The sequence below is a fragment of the Paenibacillus sp. P32E genome (genome assembly GCF_001909085.1).
GTDB classification, from domain to species: Bacteria; Bacillota; Bacilli; order Paenibacillales; family Paenibacillaceae; genus Paenibacillus_AQ; species Paenibacillus_AQ helianthi.
This window is the reverse complement of sequence record NZ_LVYY01000012.1, coordinates 109,318-127,864: the sequence shown is the minus strand read 5'-3', so window position 1 is coordinate 127,864 and position 18,547 is coordinate 109,318. Positions and strand designations below refer to the sequence as shown.

Below are 18,547 nucleotides of genomic sequence, written 5' to 3'. Positions count from 1 at the left end.
AATGAAAAACGTACATTTAGTCTGCTCACCTGAACTCATTATGCTTTTATCACGGTCACTTGAGCATGAGGGTTATGTAATTTCCGGGAAACATTCTACACTACATAGTTTTATAAGTGGCTTCAGCAGCAAGGAGGTAGATCCTTCATCCATCGTTATTATGGAGGGCGGAGCGGGCCTGGGTACACCGGTTAAGGCTGCTGATATTATCAGCTTCATGACGCTGATCCGCAAATATCTCAAACATACGCGTTTGATTGTTCAATTAGATCCTGCGCTGCAGACAGATATTGAATTTATACGGGCTATGGTGAATATGAACATTCACGATCTTCAGTTCACCACGGAATTCCGGGGCGATAATCTTCTGAACTGGATCAAGGAGAAGAAAACTACAAGAGATTATTATCATATCCTTGGTAAGAAGAAAGGCCTTTTTTCATTTAAAGGTTCATCAACAGCACCGGCTCCAGTTCCGGAAGTAGAAGAGCCGCTGCCTGCTCCCGCAAGACCGGTAGATTCGCTTACCCGACCACAGCCGGCGGCCGCGGCTGGGTCCGGTACGGGTGCCGCCAGTGGGAGGCCATCCAATACTCCACGCCCTCCCGCAGGGTCCGCACCACCCAGACCGAAGCCCCCGGCCAGAACAGAGTCTCCGGCTCCATCCGAAGTGGGAACACTGGAACTCCTGGAACAATCCATTCCCGTGGAGGAACAGTCAACGCCTGTTACAGGTCCGAGAATTCTGGGCAGCAATGTGCCGCTTGTCATTGGGGTTTGCGGTGTCGGAGGGGAAGAGGATGTAGGCGCGGCGGCTTTTCTGGTAGCGGCAGGTCTTGCAGAGCTAGGCTGGAAGCCGCTGGTTTGCGGAGATGACAGGCCGGAAATCGGTTCACTTGAACAGATCGTATTTGAAGGGGAGAAAGAAGATTCCGTTTCTACTATGTTCGAATATGAAGGGGTTACCTTCTATCGCAGGGGATATACGTGGGATATTTCCGAGCTACTGGCCAGCGAGTTCACACATATCATTCTTTGGCTGGATATCCACCGTGAACGGAAGGGAACTAGCGGGCTGGAGCTGTGGTGGAACTCACAAATTCCAATTATGGTTGGCAACGGAGCCATGTGGAAATATGAACTGTTGAAAGAGAAGCTGAACACACTGAACCCATTTGAACGCAAACGGTGCAGGCTGCTGCTGGAGAACGGGCATCAGGAAGTGCTGCAAGCACTGAAGAAGGATTTTCCAGAGATACAAGCCACTCTGATGCCTGCACATCAAGATCCCCTGTATCCAGATAAGGCGGCAGTCGAATGGGTGATGAAGCTGCTGACCGTTCAGAAAAAGCTCTTTCGCAAACAAACACTGCTCTGGGGAATCGCAGGGGCGGTCTTGTTTGTGACTTTGCTATTAATTGGCATCGGATTCTCTTTCGTTCCGGAGAGCCGGTAATTCACAATCAGGAGGCTCGATATGGATTCAGGTATAGTTAGAGGTATTGCTTTTAATTGCCATCAATTGCAGCCCCGTGCTCAGGAGTGCACTGATAAAATGACCGGGGCAATCGCTGGAGTATCTGATTATTGGGTAGATTTGGGCGGAGAAGAGTTTAAGCAGCATTGTATGGATTGGATTGGAAAAATGAACAAATTCAAAGCTGCCATAGCACTTATTGAATCAGAAATGCTGAAATATGCAGATAAATTGCAGGGAGAAGAACAGGCAGCAGCAACAGCAGCAGCAGCGGCGGCCTCGAAAATGAAAGGCAAAACCAAATAGGAATGGAAATGAGGTTGTGAAGTGGCAGTACGCAAGCGGAAAAAAATTTTAAGATACACAATTATTTCAGGTTGTCTTGTTGCCGTCATTACATCCGGGGTATGGTTTGCAACCTATCGCCACTATAATGCGAAGCTGATTGACGAGCGGGCGGCTTACGAAGAACAGTTGAAGGATAAAGATGAAGTATTGCAGCGCTATATGGATCAATCCCAGACTGCCTATGTTTTGATATCCCCCAAGCTTGCCGGTGAGGCAATTACTGCAGAGGATGTAATGGAAGAAAAGCTTCCAAAGTTCTCCTCGCCGGATAATCTGATCAATGAGTCCAAGGCGATTGTGGGCAAATACCTGAAAATTGATGCCATGCCAGGTACGGCGGTAACGACTGAAATGGTGCGTGATGAAGCAAGACTGGATGCTTCAGAACGAAAGGAAGAGACCGAATATATCAAGCTTCCGCTTCGGTTAACGAAAAGGGATGTTGTCGATATCCGGATTGTATTTCCTAATGGTGAAGATTACATAGTGGTTGGAAAGAAAACGCTGGAGGATGTAGATCTGGCGAATCAATATACATTCTTTAATGACAATGAAGAAGAGGCACAACTGCTGCAGGCAGCCTTGGTGGATGCTTATATTAACAATGCTGAGCTGTATATGAAGCAGTACGTAGAACCGGAGCTTCAGCCTGAACCTGTAGTGAATTATGTGCCTAACCTGGACGTGCTCGGAGTGATCAAGAATGACCCATTCATTATTGATCAAGCCAAATGGAGTCTTGCCGAGAAGCTTCGTAAGGAGCTTGAGAAACGGCTTAAAGCCATTGAGGATGAAAATAAAATCCGTGTCGGAGCACAGGCTCCGAGCGGTAGTGGTGTGATTCAGAGAAAAGCTGAACAGGGAGCGGCGGCGGCAGCTGGTGCTGCGGAAGCAGATAACAGTCAATCCGTGAACGGAATTATAGATCAGAGCAATCAAGCGCCCGTTGATTCAAGTGCGGATCAGAGTTCAACAGGCTTGACGAATAAAAAAGCAGCAACCGATGACAGTCTGCTGGAAGGAAAGTGACCGATTTGAACATTGTTGTCGCAGGGGATTGCGAGAAGCACGATTTCATACTTGTAGCAGCTATTTTGTTAAAAAGTTATTTTAACAATGATGTCATGATTATATCGGACAATAGCAGGCACTATCAGTATTTTGAAGGGGAAGTGTCAGGCATAAGGATAGCTGATTCATCAGCAGCCGATAAACCGGATATTGTTCTGTATGACTGGCATTATGGATATCCAGAGGATCTTGAGGAGGAGGTGGTTGTCTTTGCAACCACCTATGAACGTCAGGCTATGGAGAACGTAGATAAGCTGCTTGATAAGAAACAGATGCCTGCTTTATTGCTCGTCATCGAAGAAGAATGCGGACTTGGATTGAAGTATGTGGATAAATATTATCCGGTGATTCATTCGAAAATCAGTTATATCAGCAGTCCGGAGAGAAGAATTGACTGGATCCAAGATGGAAGAGTGGATCTTAAAGTGGATAAGGATTTTGCCGAAGCCGTAAATGACTTTTTGATTGAAATCTGCAATGTTCCAAAGAAAGACATCAAGAAGCTGTGGCAGTATGCAAGGAAACGGGGGTAACTAATTGTGCTTGTAGCTTTCTGGGGACCTGCCCAAGGGCAGGGAAGAACAACTTCGAATATGGCAGCTGTTGCGGCAACCTTAGCGCTGGATCATCATATCAGGGTGTTAATGACACATACGCATTTGGAGCGAGGGGTACTGGAGCATGTATTCTCACAGACAAGAACAACGCTTCAGTCTGCACGGACCTCGGGAGGGATGGATGCGATTGAGAGATTGGTGCAGTGCGGAATGCTCACGCCCGAGGGTATAAGAGATCATGCGGAGTCCATTCTAAAAGATCGTTTGGAGCTTTTGGGTGGATCTACGAGTGCCGAGAAACATGAGACAGAGCTTTTGCTTCCGCACATTTTTAAAGATTATCGAAGATTTTATGATTTACTGTTTGTGGACATCTCCTCTGAAGACAACCCGGATGTGGTGTCTCTGGTTATGGAGCAGGCAGATTTGATTGTGGTTAACCTGAATCAGAATCAGGTAAGTCTGAATTCATACTTTTTGAAAAACAACAAGGATCCTGTGCCGAAAACCAAGCCAGTCCTGTATTGTCTGGGTGCATATGAGCGTACCTCCAGATTTAATCGGGAGAGAATCATTAAGCAGTACGATTTGAAGAAAAAGGAAGTAGGCTTCATCCCGCATCATATCGGTTATATGGATGCCCAGAACGAGCGGCGCATGGTTCAGTTCTTGTTGAAGGCAAGAGAGGCAAAATCCCGTTTTCTGGAGTTCAGTGAGGACGGATATTTCACTGGTGCGGTACGCCAGATGGGGCAGCTCATTCTGAGGACGCTGGAGATCTCCCCTGTATCGGAATTGGACGTTGCAAATGATTAATCTGATTCTGATCTTTGTTATCCTGATTGCTATTGGAGTGTTCTTGTACTTATGGCTGGGCAGACGTAACAACTCGGCTCCGCCGTCCGTTCAACTAAAATATGATATAGACGAAATCGTGCTGTTTCTGAGACGGGCTTTTGAGGAGATTATTGCCTCGTCTCTCTATGAAGGAAGCCCTAGTGAAGAAGAATACAACCGCCGGAAGGCGCGGCGGAGAGAATTGCAGAAGGCGCTTAGAAGCTGTATGCACGGCGATTTGTCCGCCAAGAAATACGTGAAGCTGTACATGAAGGATCTGCTGGTTCAGACCTATGGCCTAGAGGAAGGTAATGTAGACAAGATTATCAGCTTCGGTCATACGAACCGGCTGACTTCACAGGATTGCTTCGATATCCTGCTTCATGTCTTCAAGAAAGAGCATGGGCAGGATGCATTTAATGTAATGGTAAGCAAGTATAGTCTGGACACACTGCAAAGACTTCCCGACGGGTCTAAGGGCTACAAGATTACCGAAGAACAAATTCGCAGTATCTATAGTTCCGAGCAGCCGAGATTGTCCATTCAGGACAAAATTGAAATTATCGTTCAGCGAGCCTATCAAATTTACAAGGGCCTCGGAGTTATCGATGAGCTTCGGGACCAGAATATCGACGGTATCAATGGCGGAACAAGCGGTATGCCTCCAGATGTTGTGCAGACAACTGACTTTCTGGAATATACCAAGCAGCAGCACTTCATTCCACAGTCCTATGATGCAGTATGGACATTTTACCGGGGAAAGTCACTTCATCTGGAATTCTTAAGCTTTGGCTCAGAGAAGGAGCTCAAGCGGGTCTGCCAAAATATTTACGGGTTCGGTAATCCTGGACAATTGAATGAGTCCAAGGGATATATCATTAATGATATGGCTGATGGCAGCCGGGTCGTGGTTGTACGGCCCAAAATGGCCGAAAGCTGGGCTTTTTTTGTCCGCAAATTTAACGATTCGCTTGTGGAACTGGACCAGCAAATCAAAGACCAGGGTGCACCGCTTGCTATTAATATGCTTGTCTTTCTCATTCTGGGCCATCAGGTCACAGCCATCACTGGCAGACAGGGATCAGGGAAAACAACGCTGCTCAAGGCGCTGATCAAATATATTGATGCGAAGAACATTCGGATTCAAGAAACGTCCTTCGAGATCTGGGCGAGAAAAATGTATCCGGGCAAAAATATTTTATCCTTCAGAGAAACACCCTCTGTTAGTGGACAGGACGGGCTCGATGTGCAGAAGAAAACGGATGGTGCAGTGAACATCGTCGGTGAGGCAGCCACGCACAGTGTAGTTAGTTATGTAATACAGGCAGCCCAGGTGGCTTCTGAATATACATTATTTACGCATCACGGCAAAACACTGGCTAACCTGGTCAGCGCATTACGCAACAGTCTTATCGCATCTGGAGCCTTCAGTAACGAGAAGATTGCCGAGGTTCAGGTCGTAGAAGCACTTGGCTTCAATGTCCATCTGGTTTTGCGTGCAGGTAAAAGATACATCGAACGGATTACAGAGATTATTCCGGCTGATCCCCAGTATGAATATCCTCAGAAATACAAGGAACCGGAGAATATGGCGGATAAGCTGGATGCTTTTATGGATACCATGACTGAATATTTCGGCCGGATGACAGATCGCCGCGCTTATGACTATAAGGATGTAATTGTGTGGGAGGCGGGAGAATACGTTGCCAAACATCCAATCAGCAGCCGTAAAATCGATGAAATGCGCAAAAATATGGATGAGGAGGATGCACAGGAGTTCACTGCATTTCTTGAAAAGTATTGGGGGCAATCTGCATGAGTCTGCAAACCGTTTTGTTGATTGTTCTTGGCTCATCGGGCGTGCTGCTGGCCATTCTGCTTGTCCTGCTCAGCATTGTGCAGCGTAAACTAAAAGGCACGCAATATCAAGAGCAAAGACGCCTAAAGGCGCTACTGCCTGCACGTACTAAGGGGAAAAGATGGTTGGAGCAGGCACATAAAGCTTATCCGGTGCTAGATGAACTTCCGGTTGTAAAGAAACTCCTTCACCGGATGCGCTCCCGTCTGACCATAATCCATGCCGGCAACGAAATCATGATCAGGAGCCGCGCGGCTGCGCTGACAATGATGATTGTCGCTTGTATTCTAATCATCTCGTTACTTTCTTTCCTCTGGACTTCTTCCTGGGTAAGCCGTGCGACAATTATGCTGGTTTCTGTTTACTTAGGAGGTATTCTTAGCGATCTCTTCATTGGCCGTTTAGTGAAGCAGATGCTGTATGACCAATCTTCTATGATTTTGGATATCCGTCATGAATATCATCAGACGCATATGGTACAAGTCAGCCTGGAGAACTCTGCGGAACGTTCGAAACCCATGGTAGCCGTGCATGCCCGGCAGATTGCCGGAATTCTGGCAGCGGTGGACCCGGAAGATGAGCTGCAGAGATATTATGAGATTGCACCTAACCGGTATATGAAGCAATTGGCCGGAGTGAGCTACAAAATAGGTGAATACGGCGATGCGGACATACATAAAGGGGAACGTTCCATTTATCTATCCATGCTCGGCAATATTAGAGAAGAGATTCACATGGATATCAATCGACGTGAACGTATCGACCGTTTGTTATACGGCATTGTTTTTGTGGCTATTTCACCGGTATTCATGCTGGATCCGATCCGCAATTGGGCGGAGGGCATGTTTCCGATTGTATCCAATTACTACAATTCCGCATGGGGGTTGTATTCGCTAATCTTGCTATACATCACGTTCATAGTATCGTTTATTGCCCTGCGGATTCTCAAGGGTGTGGATGAAGATACGCAAGCGATCAAAGATGAGGGCAAGTGGTTAAACCGGCTTTTGAAGAAAAAATGGATCTTCAAGCTGGTAGACAGGATCACTCCTGAAGAACATGAGCCTATCCATTTCAAGGTAGCCGGTAAATTGAAGGATGCCAACTCCGGGCTGTCACAGCATGCCTTTTATTTGCAGAAAACAATGGCGGCAATCGTTATCTTTTTGCTGATCGTGGCGATTCAATTCTCCATCCATGCCAATATCAAGCATAACATCCTGCATCCCAATAAGCAGATTACGACGGGGGGCAATCAGACGGAATCCCAGAAGATGCTGAGCGAGGAACGGTATGCCTTTGAGCAGTCTCTCATTGGAGAATTGGTAGCGAAGGATATTACTCCGGATCAGATGCTGTCCTACATTCAGGAGAAAGCGGAGAATAAGCCGTTTCTTCAAACCAGCCTGGACCAGAATGCTTATGCAGCGCAACTGGTGAACAGAGTGGAAGATTATCATCAGGAATATTTCAAATGGTATGAGCTTCTACTGGCATTTGGACTGGCAATGGGCGGGTTCTATCTCCCGGATGCTTATCTAATTATTCGTACCCAACTGCGGAAATGGGAGATGCAGAACGAGGTGGATGGCTTCAATACGCTGTCTATGATGCTGTCCCAATTTCCCAATATAAGCGTGTATGAAATGATAGAGTGGCTGCATCGGTACAGTTACATTTTCGAGCGGCAACTGCTGCGCTGCATGCTGGATTATGAAGCGGGAGGCTGGAGCGCTATTGAGAAATTGAAGGAAGATGCACGCTTCGTACCGCTCGAACGGCTGGCAGACCGCTTGCAGGTTGCAGCCGATCTGATCCCGGTGAAGAAGGCGTTTGATGATATGGATGCCGAGAGGGCATTCGCAATGGATCAGCGCAAGGAACACTACGAGAAGGTAATCAGCAGAAAAAGCACACTGGGTAAAATATTCGGTTTCTTGCCGATGCAGGCAACGTTCACCTTATATTTACTGCTTCCCTTCGTCTATATGGCCTTCCAGCAGCTCGGCGACCTGACTGTTGTAACTGGCAAAATGTGAAGGAGACACAGGCATGGAGAATATAGCAAGCTTTCTTAAGACAACTATATCTATTTTAATTACGCTTGCCATCATTTCAGCAGGACTGTTCCTGTGGGGCAAAACACAGCCTGTAGTCGAGCTGGCGAATAGCCAGGCGGCGGCTCAGGCCAGGGAACTGTCGGAGCAGCAATATTCCGCCTTCGACAATCAGATTGTCAGCGGCTCACAGATTCTAACCGCGTATCGGCGGTATGAATCGCAGGATGGGTTTTGTCTTTATGTTCAAAGACCATATGTCAACGGACAAGATGAATCGTATAGAAAATTCAGCATGAACCCGAGCGGGAAAGGCAGTGTACGGGCATTTGATTATTCCAGCGGAAAGTTCAAAGACGGCACTGACACTGATTCCAATGTTCAAAACGATGAGGATATCTCGGATGCATCCGGCTCGTATTACATCAGCCCGCAAGCCAGATATAGGGCGAAGCTGATAAAAGACAAAAATGAGCGGATTGCGGCTATTTACTTTGTGGCGGAGTAAGAGCCGCCAAGATCAGTAGAATTGAGAAAGCTTCAAATAGAGTGAGGAGAAAATATCATGGAGAATATTTCGACCGGCCTTAAATGGGTCATCGGCATTATCGTTACCATCCTGATTATAGCCGCTGGTGTGAGCATTTACCTGGTTATCAACAACTACTTTATCCGTGCACAGGAACAAACCCTGGCCCAGACCCAAATGATTAATCAAGCGGAATTCAACAGCTACGATAACAAGGATGTATCCGGGCAGGATGTTATTAATGCGGCGATGCGGTATAAGGGTCGTCCGCAGTTTGCGATTAAGATTAAGACCGGGGAAAATGCGACTGGGTTCTATGCGGAGAATACCTATGGGAAAAACTATACTCAACCTACAGATACAACTAAGTCGATAGTTGATTTAAGTAATACTGAATATGGTAATGGCGTGAGCGTATCTGAGATGTTAGACCAGACAAAGACGCCTTCCTCTAGTAGTCCTAATTATCTTGTGAATACTCTCTCAATCTTTAAAGCCGTTGTTTATAAGGACAGTAATCAGGAAGTCCGCTTAATTGTTTTTACGCAGAAATAAGTACTATATAGGAAAAGGTGGTATATATGGAGAATATTTCAACTGGGTTGAAATGGGTTATTGGCATTATCGTCACGATTCTAATTATTGCCGCAGGTGTGAGTATTTATCTAATCATCAATAATTATTTCATTCGCGCCCAGGAGCAGACGCTGGCTCAGACCCAGATGATCAATCAGGCGGAATTTAACACTTATGATAATAAAGATGTTTCCGGCCAGGATGTGATTAATGCGGCCATGAGATATAAGGGCAGACCGCAATTTTCAATTCTTATTAAGACAGGCGTAAATACTGATGGCTTTTATGCTCAGAATACGTATAACACTTACTATAAGCCTGCGAAAGCGGCAGTTGGTGAAACTGCTGCTGAAGAGCTTGATGTTAGTAAACCAAACACTGGTGCTGAAAAGCACAGTGTGTCAGAAATGCTAGACCAGAGTTCTAGTAGTGCGAATGATAAAAATTGCAATATTAATACACTCTCTATTTTTAGAGCCACCTTACATAAGGACAAAAACGGTGAGGTTCGGATCATAGAATTTAATCAGAACCCGAAGGACTAATGAAAACCGCCACCCAATTCCTACTAACCCTGTTCGCCTGGATATTATTCACTATCGGTGGTTTTACATTTCTACACTTGGAAGGGGAGAACATCGTCAAGGCCCGGCAACCGGAGCAGCCAACGGTTGCAAACGCGCTTTACAAAGGGACAGGCGATCTAAAAAAAGTCAGCGGTGAGCAAGTCATCGGTATGATCCCTGCGGCACTGGAGGGGGACTATATTTTACATATTGACGGCATTGTGATTAATGAGGAAACAGACCTTACAGCAGTGGATTTGCGCGGAGTTCCTGGTGCTGCTTATCAGTTAAGAGTCACGCGAACCAATGAGATGATTACGGAAATCTCTGCCACCCGCTGAGAATGGAGGAGCCGCATGGCAGATGCGCTGAAAGGTGTAATTATCGTTATTCTGCTTGCATTCGTGTTTGGAGTCTATCCGGCTTTTCGCCAATCCGAGGTTGTAGAGAGGAATACTAAGCTCGCAGCCAGTGCGGCTGTGGTGGAATTCGTGGATACAGTTCGTGCTAAGGGGTACGTGGATGTAGGCGACTATGAGCTTTTTCTCCATTCGCTTGATGCCTCATATGGTGTATTCGATGTCCAAATGGAGTATTACAAAAAGAATTTGCAGCCTTTGTATACGAACCCTGACGATTATTCCACATTCCAGAACAGCTTCAGTGTCCGGTACGATGGCTACTTTAATAAAGATATTTTGAAAGTCTTATATCCGGATTCAGGTACTTCACTGGCAGCAGATGATCCTGGCAGAAGATTCACCATGCATGTGGGCGATCTGTTTAATGTCCGGCTGGAATCCGAAGGGACGACGCTTGCCTCTCGAATGCGATCTCTGCTTTTTCATAGTGAACTAATTCCGGTCAATTTGAAGTACGGGGGGATGGTACGAAGTGAAGCCCCTTAGTGTGGTGCTTGTTTTTCTGATTCTGGTTATTCCGCTTGTTCTTATGGGTGATACCAGAGAAGATCTTCGGGTCTTCAATCAAGACCTGTACAAACGGTATTCGGATGATTTTCAGTCCGCAGTGGATGATGCGGGTGATTATCTGTCGCGACTGGAAATGCAGCCGACAACAACAGCGGTGCACTACGGGCGGGAACGTCAACTGCAGCTAGATCAGGATGTGCTGAGTGTGTTCTACAGTAATCTGGCTATGAAATTTGGACTGGAGAACAATCAGACCGAAATGAACAATTTGAAATTACATATGCCGGCACTGGTTATGTTTGGTTATAGCGGCTATAGGCTGGTTACTTTGGACGACACGGCTACAGTTAGCGGCAAGGGAGAGCTTAAGCCTGTCAGTTGGCCTGAGCGTCCTTATTACTATAAGCTTCGGAACGGCAATCTGCTGTATTTCACTTTGGATGACACCGCACGGGTATATGATACAGGATCAAATGAATTCTATGAGGGAGAGTATTCAGCGCTGGCGGCGGAGACCAATCTCTCACCGTTAACCTCAATTGAACTCTTCCGTGAGGTACGGCAAAGTACGATAACTTCACTGGTAGAAAATGATTTGGCAACCGCAATTAACAGGCACCTGGAGCTGGTGAAACGGATGGGTTTGTCGATTCAGTTCACACTACCCCGAGGGCTGCAGGAGCAGTCCATACAGGATGTGGGGATTATGGCTTTTATTCAAGGTTATCCGCTTCCTGGCGGAGAGCTGCTGGATGCCTATTCCCTTGGCAGCGGTGCAGTGATGCGGCGCAAGGTTCTAATAGGTACCCGGAATTCATCAGGAAGGCATATCGCCTACGGAGAAAGCTGTGTACCGGCCGGGGCGGCTGTAATTGAGACTCTGTTCGACCCCGAGGAGGCCGCACGGAAAGGGTATTTTATTGAAGATTGTTCGGTTCGTTAGTAACTTAATCTGTAATTGAGTTGTACCATCCAAGACTTATATATATTAACAATGAGAGGAAGTGTTTTATGAATACTCTTTTGAAACTAAGTAAAAAAGCAGTCCCTTTCATCTTGGTGCTCACTGTTTGTATGGTCTCATCATCCAATCCTAAAGTCAAAGCAGCCCCCGTTACGTTCAGTGACATTCCCGCTAATCATTGGGCGAAGTCAGGAATTGATACGGCGGTAAACAAAGGCTATGTAGTGGGATATCCCGGGGGGCTATTTATGCCTAACGCAAATGTAACCCGCGCAGAATTTATCAAAATGATTGTGACAGCGACCGGACAACCCGTGGAGGAGACTACAGGGAAATGGTATGAAAGTTATGTGGAAGCTGCGGAACAAGCGGCCTTGTACACCAAAAGTGATTTTGCAAATTCGGATACTGAATGGAATAAAAAGATTACCCGACAAGAGATGGCGCGTATCGCTGCCCGAGCGACTGGATTAAAGACAACGGAAGACGATAAGTGGATGTATCTGGCTACGAAAACAGGCTTAATCTCTGGACTGGGTGCGGGCAAGCTTGGAGAAAAGGAATATACAACAAGAGCACAATCTGTAGCCACCGTAGAGCGTGTATTGACTGTAAAAAACGGAGGCAAGCTTCCGACAGATAAGTACGCAATTGGCAGCGCAGAATTGGCCTGGCATAAGACGAATATTTTTACGGTAATGCCCGAATATTTTGGATACTATGGTCAAATGTGGACGCAATATGATACCTACGAAGATCAATGGAGAGAAGATAAGTTAACATTGACCTCTAAAGACAACAAATATGTGGCGACCCTGCATGAACTTATTGCGATTGATTTGGAAGATCCGAACGACCCAAATTTAAAACAAGTAGCTCCTTTGAATACACTTAGATGGGGCTACGGAGAATATGGGAATCCTGGTCATCCCGTATCGAACTATAAAAAAGCATATCTTCTCTATTGGAAATCAACAGTTAAAAATGATGCGCCGGATCGTTATTTCGGTGGTCGATATGCAAAGATAGAAATTTTAGGAGTAGGAAAACCGAATCCTAAGCAAATAGATGGTGTATTAACTATGTCAGCACCTGTTTATCACCAGGAATCATTTGACGCTCCTTATTCTATTATTCCTAAAGTTGCAAAAGATCAGTTGGGAAGATCTGTAGAAGTAATGATATCGACACCGAACTCCGGATATTTCTTTTCATATAACGATATTTTAGATGTGTATCCTCATAGTGAACATTAGAGAAGAGGATGTTAAATGGTTCAAAGTAAACAGTGCATTGGAAGATTCAGGAGCGATATCTTACCCTTATACAGGACTAAAAACAAAACTATTAGGTCTGGATGCGGGAACAGGAAACACGACACACGACTCTCGAAAACCAATATAGTTTGAGAAATGATCTATCTACATTTGTTTCGGTTGAGGAGGAAGCGCATGGCATCCACAAAGCTAATATTTAACGTAGATGAAGTCCAGCGCCTGCGAACAAAGATCGGACAGGTGAGTCAGGACACAAATCAGCTATACCTGCAGTTGAAAGGCCAGGCCAACAACTGGAGCGGTATTCCGTTGGGACAAAACCTGGTGCAGGCTCAGGTGCTCATCAATGAACTGACGGTGGAAGCAGAAAAACTGGAGGATCTCATTCGGAGCGCTGTCCAAGGTGTCCAAAACGTTCAGGAAGAGAACAAGCGGCAAGCCAGCCAGCTCACCCAACCGTTCAGCCTCTTTGCAGGCATGTTGGGAAGTTTTGGGGGAAACGGAAGCCAAGGGAGGTATTCGATTCCAACCTTTGCTCAGAAAGCAGCGACGAAATTGATCTCCTCCATTGCTGCCCTAATAGGCCGGGATGAACTGGATAGCGATCCGATGGTAAGGAATCTTCGGGACATCCTTCAAAAGTCCGGTCTTGGGACCGTAGAAGGTATCGCAGCGCAAAGTAAGCTAAACGATATCAACGAAGCACGGAATCTGATCGCGAAGGCGCAGACAGCCTACGGGGTATACGAAACTTTTGGAAATCAAACACAAATGGATGCGATGCACAAGCTGGCGGAAGACGCATGCAAGAAGCTGGAGTCCCTGGGCGTAGATAAGGCTCAATATGAGGCAGGGAAAGAATTAAGCGTGTATTTCAAGCAATCGGCGTTGAAGGCATGTGACTACGATCCGTCGAGTACGACCAGCAGTGTGCCTCTGTTGGAAACGGAAGAATATGCACTTCTGCTGCAGATGTCGAGGATGGAAGGGACGAAGGGAGATTGGGCGAAACAGCAATTGGCACTGATGAAGCCGCAGGCCACGATAGGACCGTCTGAGCCGAGTAAGCAGGTGTCGGATGAAGAGATTTTAAACCGGGACAACCCTGAGGTGGTCAAACGGCTGAAAGAGACGTATTGGTTCACCCTATCGACAGAGGAGCAGGACCGGATCTATGCAGAGACCAAAGCGTATTACGAAAAGCAGGAGAAGGAAGCGGCAGATAAAAACCGTCTGCTGCGAAGTGGTGTCGGAAACCAGACGCTTGCCAATATTCTGGAAGGCGGAAGCAATATCCTGGTGAATGCAATCGATACGGCATCGTATGGAATGGCAGGGACAATTACGGATTGGACTATGGGACCCAAACCAGTAGGGTATGTTGACCCGACGGATAATCCGTATGGAAAGAATGCAGGACAATTGGCGGGGAACCTCATCAGCATAGGCCTACCGTTGAAGTATTTGAACAGTGTAAAAACCTCAGGTGCAGTGGGGAACTTCTCCCCTACCTTAATGAAGTCGGTGGTAGCGGGAGCCATCAGCGGGACCGTGGGCGAAGCGTTTGACGCGTTCAATGATTTCAGGGATGATGGAAAGCAAAGTCTGGGTGAGCGAATAGCGGCTGTGGGAATCAATACCGTTATTGCTGGTGCGGGAGATCTAATGATTACAGCAGGAAGCAAAGTGGCTGCTAGTACGATGAGATTTGTGCGAGGGAAGCTGCCGGATATCAAGGTGGAAAAGATTGATGTGGCAGGTAAAGCCAGTGATGAGGCGGGAATTAAAGCGAAGGAGATCAAGGAAACTCGTATTGAGGATATGGGTAAAGGTGTTCCCAAATTTGATCCTTTAAGTAACCCTAAAATAGCAACAGAAATTGAAGCTAATCCAGCTTCAATTTACGGATATTCTCCCAAAAAAGGCTCTCCCTTAGATAAGTTCGGGGTGGATTGGACAGATCCCAAACAAGTTGCTTTTGCTAGAACTAAGAGAATGGAATACCTACAGAATATGGAGCAAAAGAAAATAAAACTTGAGAATGAAGTTGCTAAACTTCAGAGCGAAGGAATGTCAATTGAAGACATAGCAAAGATGAAGGTTGAACAACGTAATTCTGACAGAATGCAATCATATATTGACTCTAATAACTATGACGGCCTAGCTGCCATGAAAGAGCGGAATACTCAACAATATGGTAGACCAGAAGGGCCTACTCCGGAGCAGCTTTTTGCAAAGTATGGTTCATGGGACGAAGTTATATATAGTAGTGTAAGGACTAGTCCAGCAATGGATGTACTGACAGGACTATACAAACAATAGGAGGTATAAATTTATGTTTGAAGAGAAGCATTATCAAAATACTAAGTGGTTCTTAAGTGGAGATTTAAAATTACGTCAACAAGATTTTGCAGATGGCAGAATGGGTGTTTGGGTTTCGATTCGTAAATTCAACGTTTGTTTCACAATGATCATGTATGATTTTATAGAATGGTGCCGGGAGTTGGATATAGTACTGGAGGTTGATATGACCTGGAATAATCATAGAGGTTTTTTGATTGAGAGTAAGGATCAGACGTTGGTCCGGTCAGAAATAAAAAGATTCGTAAACATAAGCAATATAGAACCTAGCAATGATGATGAGGAATTTTCAGACGATGAGTGGTATTCATAATAAAACGTGAAATGTTTCATTCAATTTCCAGTTTGTTTGAAAATACAACCCTGCGGGTTATGGTTCCTATTAGAAATGTGGCAGAGAAATTGGGTGCAAAAGTTACATGGAATACCACGACCCGTACGGCAGGATTTACACTTGCTGACCATTCTGTGGATATCCAAGTTGGAGCGGACAAGGTTTATGTTAATGGGGCAACAAAAATAATAGACGCCAATGCAGTTGAGAAAAATGGGAGTGTCTACGTTCCTCTCCGCTTTGTTTCTCTTGGACTCGGTGTTCCTTTAGAATAGGGTCAGATAGGGAATTGGGCTTAGATCGGATTTAAGGGGACTTCAGACTGGGTTAATGGAGAGAACATATGGAATACCTCAAGATACAATCTATACCCTTGGGAAGAATTCAAAGTTAATGTCAGCAAAAATTTCACATCTCCCCACAGTACTGCTATTAGTGGGCTAGGCACAGGTACAGTTTCATTTAGCATTAAAGTCGTAGGTGACTTGACAACAAATAAGACAGGAAATATAGGTGAAGACGTGACTTCGCAGGGAGCGCCTGTAGATCCTGGAGTTATCAGCTATCGGTACTATTTACCGAGTATGTTAACTATTGAGCTGGAACCGGAGGGCGGTGAGGCTATAATTAAACATTACACAACTACGGGGCAATTGTTGAACGGAATAAGCGGTTCTACAGACGGAGAGGAAGTATTAATAAAAAACAGCGCTTACTCGTTTACACATACATCCGGAAATAATACTTATGAGTACCATGGTTTCAAAAAAAGCACAGTCTCTGCTCCTACCGGTGGTTCGATTCAAGCGGGTGACCCGTATGGATTTACATATGATGGGAGCTACCCGGTGTATTATTTGTCATTCTACTTCAGAAAATTTATACGCCAATGCCTTGGGTAAAAACTATTTGTTTGAGCATACCTTTGCCAATATGACAGGTCAAATTCGTTATAAATGCAGCGTAAAAGTTACATATGCGACGAAATGGGAGGAAGTACAGCCGGATCTTACGGGACCGAGCGGCACAAAGATTTCCCAACCACCGCAACCTAAGAAGGAAAAATTTTACAAAACATATACCTTTGAATTGACACCAAGGGAATATCGTACTGGCAAATAGATCAGTTATCCGACTATCGAATCGATCATGCACGCATGGAGAACTATGCGCTACCGGGAGAAGCAGTCACACTTTACCCTAATAACTATGATCCTCCAGTGGTCGAGCTTGCCAACAGCACAGAGGTGGAAGATCATGTTGTTCCCCAAGAGACAGGAAGCATATTGAAATGAAACTAACAAAAATCAGGAGGTACATAATGAAAAAATTAATACTTAACAGCCTAGTCGTCGTTTCTCTGGTAGGAATTAGTTTACTCGCGCAGGTCCGTCCAGCGGTGGCAGCACAGCAAACTGGTGTATTTACAGACATTAAAGGGCATTGGGCCAAAGCAGCTATCGAAACGGCGGTGAAAAATGGTTACTTCAAAGGGTATGCCGATGGTACATTCAAACCTAATGGGACGGTAACCCGTGCAGAGTTTGCAGCGTTATTGTCACGTGTATCGAAGGTGCAGGCCGAGACGGAGCAAACGAATGTTTTCCCGGATCTGGCGGGACACTGGAGTGAGGCTGAGGTCAATCGGGCGGTTTCCCTGGGTTACATTAATGCAAGTGATTATCCGAATGGATTTAAGCCGAGTACACCCATCACGCGTATGGAAATTGCCAAATGGATGACCTCTGGACTCGCGGCAACTGACACAGATTATAAGCAAGCCTTACAGGATACAGTCACAACATTGCTTCCGGTTAAAGAGTACTTTAAACAGGGCATTTCTCAGTCCCAAGCTCCGTATATTGCGGTTTCCCTGGGCACGAAGCTGATGAGCGGCTATCCTGATGGGTCATTCGGATTAACCAAGCAGGCAACTCGTGCCGAAGCCTCTGCTATTTTGCTGCGTCTATATAATGTCAGCCAGCAGCAGGCGAGCAGCTTTGTTGGATTAAATGAATTGAGGGAAGTTGGGACCAAGAGAACAAATCTAGATATAATTAGTCCGTTTACAACTGCGATGAACTCTTCCTTCAATGACGTTGCGGGCAAAAAACGGACATTTAGTAACAACGCTGGCGCGTTTGAACTTAATCATTTCATTGTAGTGGATACACAGGATTTTAATAACCCCAAAGGAATTTATGCTCCGCTGTTTGTTGAAGGAAATGAAGACTCTCTTGATAGACCAGGAATATATAGAGCGTACATGGAAGTTACGATTTATCCAAAGACAGAGCACTTTACAGTAGATCATTATTACAATGGTGCTGAATCCATAACGTTCGGAGCAAACACATCAACTTATACTTTGGAGGATAAGTATGGGTATTTGACTATACCATATACTAAATCCGAAAGATTCTTTTCTAGTTATAGAGATGGAAGAGGAGTTACATTATGGACATTAGGTTTCCTTAATATTGATAGAACAAGTTATGGAAGCATGGAGACAGATGATGGATCCTTTGTGAAAATTAAACTAAAAGATGAATAGATGGGGTGATATGAGTAAGTGGGGGATAAGCTTGCTGTTATTAGTGTTATTATTTATCAAATTTCCAAGCTCTTCCTACGCAACCGGATCTCAGAACTATCCGGATGGTGTTGTTACTCCTGACGGCCCCGCACAAATGCAGACTTTTAAAATAAACGTAACAGGATCAAAAGAAGCAAAACCAAAGGTTATATGGGTCCAATCAGATGGCCCGCTTTGGAAAGCTACTTGGGAGGGTGGATCTGCGGA

At 45.5% G+C, this 18,547-nt stretch carries 18 protein-coding genes and 1 pseudogene; all 19 read left to right on the top strand.

Annotation, left to right across the window (positions count from 1 at the left end; all coding sequences use genetic code 11):
- The first annotated feature begins 1 nt into the window (after position 1).
- The 19 genes and pseudogenes from A3848_RS12985 (at position 2) to A3848_RS12890 (ending at position 18,298) form a co-directional block, all read left to right on the top strand.
- Positions 2-1,456, top strand: coding sequence for a hypothetical protein (locus tag A3848_RS12985; protein ID WP_074085357.1), 1,455 nt, complete (start codon positions 2-4; stop codon positions 1,454-1,456).
- A gap of 21 nt (positions 1,457-1,477) precedes the next feature.
- Positions 1,478-1,783 (top strand): hypothetical protein, encoded by a 306-nt coding sequence (locus A3848_RS12980; RefSeq protein ID WP_074085356.1) that lies wholly within the window; start codon positions 1,478-1,480, stop codon positions 1,781-1,783.
- A 21-nt stretch (positions 1,784-1,804) separates the two neighbouring features.
- Complete coding sequence (locus A3848_RS12975) at positions 1,805-2,854, top strand: SAF domain-containing protein (protein WP_074085355.1); 1,050 nt, start codon at positions 1,805-1,807, stop codon at positions 2,852-2,854.
- The gene (locus tag A3848_RS12970; RefSeq protein WP_178381995.1) at positions 2,851-3,429 is read left to right on the top strand and encodes a hypothetical protein; all 579 of its coding nucleotides are present in this window, start codon (positions 2,851-2,853) and stop codon (positions 3,427-3,429) included. The genes A3848_RS12975 and A3848_RS12970 overlap by 4 nt, the downstream gene beginning before the upstream one ends.
- A gap of 6 nt (positions 3,430-3,435) precedes the next feature.
- The gene (locus A3848_RS12965; RefSeq protein ID WP_074085353.1) at positions 3,436-4,269 is read left to right on the top strand and encodes a CpaE/TadZ family protein; all 834 of its coding nucleotides are present in this window, start codon (positions 3,436-3,438) and stop codon (positions 4,267-4,269) included.
- Positions 4,262-6,109 (top strand): ATPase, T2SS/T4P/T4SS family, encoded by a 1,848-nt coding sequence (locus tag A3848_RS12960; protein ID WP_074085352.1) that lies wholly within the window; start codon positions 4,262-4,264, stop codon positions 6,107-6,109. The genes A3848_RS12965 and A3848_RS12960 overlap by 8 nt, the downstream gene beginning before the upstream one ends.
- On the top strand, positions 6,106-8,187 hold the full coding sequence (locus A3848_RS12955) for a hypothetical protein (RefSeq protein WP_074085351.1): 2,082 nt from the start codon (positions 6,106-6,108) through the stop codon (positions 8,185-8,187). Before A3848_RS12960 ends, A3848_RS12955 begins: the two co-directional genes overlap by 4 nt.
- Before the next feature lie 13 nt (positions 8,188-8,200).
- The gene (locus A3848_RS12950) at positions 8,201-8,713 is read left to right on the top strand and encodes a hypothetical protein (RefSeq protein WP_074085350.1); all 513 of its coding nucleotides are present in this window, start codon (positions 8,201-8,203) and stop codon (positions 8,711-8,713) included.
- A gap of 57 nt (positions 8,714-8,770) precedes the next feature.
- Positions 8,771-9,289 carry a hypothetical protein gene (locus A3848_RS12945; RefSeq protein WP_074085349.1) on the top strand — a complete coding sequence of 173 codons (519 nt, stop codon included), beginning with the start codon at positions 8,771-8,773 and terminating at the stop codon, positions 9,287-9,289.
- A 26-nt stretch (positions 9,290-9,315) separates the two neighbouring features.
- Positions 9,316-9,855: a hypothetical protein gene (locus A3848_RS12940; protein ID WP_074085348.1), complete on the top strand. Its 540-nt coding sequence runs from the start codon at positions 9,316-9,318 to the stop codon at positions 9,853-9,855.
- Complete coding sequence (locus A3848_RS12935) at positions 9,855-10,217, top strand: PDZ domain-containing protein (protein WP_074085347.1); 363 nt, start codon at positions 9,855-9,857, stop codon at positions 10,215-10,217. Before A3848_RS12940 ends, A3848_RS12935 begins: the two co-directional genes overlap by 1 nt.
- Positions 10,218-10,232: 15 nt before the next feature.
- Positions 10,233-10,784 (top strand): hypothetical protein, encoded by a 552-nt coding sequence (locus A3848_RS12930; RefSeq protein WP_074085346.1) that lies wholly within the window; start codon positions 10,233-10,235, stop codon positions 10,782-10,784.
- Positions 10,771-11,751 (top strand): hypothetical protein, encoded by a 981-nt coding sequence (locus A3848_RS12925; RefSeq protein ID WP_074085345.1) that lies wholly within the window; start codon positions 10,771-10,773, stop codon positions 11,749-11,751. Before A3848_RS12930 ends, A3848_RS12925 begins: the two co-directional genes overlap by 14 nt.
- A 68-nt stretch (positions 11,752-11,819) precedes the next feature.
- On the top strand, positions 11,820-13,028 hold the full coding sequence (locus A3848_RS12920) for an S-layer homology domain-containing protein (RefSeq protein WP_074085344.1): 1,209 nt from the start codon (positions 11,820-11,822) through the stop codon (positions 13,026-13,028).
- A 195-nt stretch (positions 13,029-13,223) separates the two neighbouring features.
- Entirely contained in the window at positions 13,224-15,371 is a 2,148-nt protein-coding gene (locus A3848_RS32935; protein ID WP_256702348.1) for a hypothetical protein, read from the top strand.
- 13 nt (positions 15,372-15,384) lie between these two features.
- Complete coding sequence (locus A3848_RS12905; protein WP_074085343.1) at positions 15,385-15,723, top strand: hypothetical protein; 339 nt, start codon at positions 15,385-15,387, stop codon at positions 15,721-15,723.
- A gap of 32 nt (positions 15,724-15,755) precedes the next feature.
- On the top strand, positions 15,756-16,019 hold the full coding sequence (locus A3848_RS12900) for a copper amine oxidase N-terminal domain-containing protein (protein WP_178381994.1): 264 nt from the start codon (positions 15,756-15,758) through the stop codon (positions 16,017-16,019).
- A 472-nt stretch (positions 16,020-16,491) separates the two neighbouring features.
- Positions 16,492-17,039, top strand: a pseudogene (locus A3848_RS12895) (DUF5704 domain-containing protein).
- A gap of 26 nt (positions 17,040-17,065) precedes the next feature.
- Positions 17,066-18,298 carry an S-layer homology domain-containing protein gene (locus A3848_RS12890; RefSeq protein ID WP_143192396.1) on the top strand — a complete coding sequence of 411 codons (1,233 nt, stop codon included), beginning with the start codon at positions 17,066-17,068 and terminating at the stop codon, positions 18,296-18,298.
- The last annotated feature ends 249 nt before the right edge of the window (positions 18,299-18,547 follow it).

Bases quoted from the DNA above. Each gene is read 5' to 3' on its own strand.
- A3848_RS12985 (WP_074085357.1), top strand. From the start codon at position 2: ATGAAAAACGTACATTTAGTCTGCTCACCTGAACTCATTATGCTTTTA.
- A3848_RS12980 (WP_074085356.1), top strand. From the start codon at position 1,478: ATGGATTCAGGTATAGTTAGAGGTATTGCTTTTAATTGCCATCAATTG.
- A3848_RS12960 (WP_074085352.1), top strand. From the start codon at position 4,262: ATGATTAATCTGATTCTGATCTTTGTTATCCTGATTGCTATTGGAGTG.
- A3848_RS12955 (WP_074085351.1), top strand. From the start codon at position 6,106: ATGAGTCTGCAAACCGTTTTGTTGATTGTTCTTGGCTCATCGGGCGTG.
- A3848_RS12950 (WP_074085350.1), top strand. From the start codon at position 8,201: ATGGAGAATATAGCAAGCTTTCTTAAGACAACTATATCTATTTTAATT.
- A3848_RS12945 (WP_074085349.1), top strand. From the start codon at position 8,771: ATGGAGAATATTTCGACCGGCCTTAAATGGGTCATCGGCATTATCGTT.
- A3848_RS12940 (WP_074085348.1), top strand. From the start codon at position 9,316: ATGGAGAATATTTCAACTGGGTTGAAATGGGTTATTGGCATTATCGTC.
- A3848_RS12935 (WP_074085347.1), top strand. From the start codon at position 9,855: ATGAAAACCGCCACCCAATTCCTACTAACCCTGTTCGCCTGGATATTA.
- A3848_RS12930 (WP_074085346.1), top strand. From the start codon at position 10,233: ATGGCAGATGCGCTGAAAGGTGTAATTATCGTTATTCTGCTTGCATTC.
- A3848_RS12920 (WP_074085344.1), top strand. From the start codon at position 11,820: ATGAATACTCTTTTGAAACTAAGTAAAAAAGCAGTCCCTTTCATCTTG.
- A3848_RS32935 (WP_256702348.1), top strand. From the start codon at position 13,224: ATGGCATCCACAAAGCTAATATTTAACGTAGATGAAGTCCAGCGCCTG.
- A3848_RS12905 (WP_074085343.1), top strand. From the start codon at position 15,385: ATGTTTGAAGAGAAGCATTATCAAAATACTAAGTGGTTCTTAAGTGGA.
- A3848_RS12890 (WP_143192396.1), top strand. From the start codon at position 17,066: ATGAAAAAATTAATACTTAACAGCCTAGTCGTCGTTTCTCTGGTAGGA.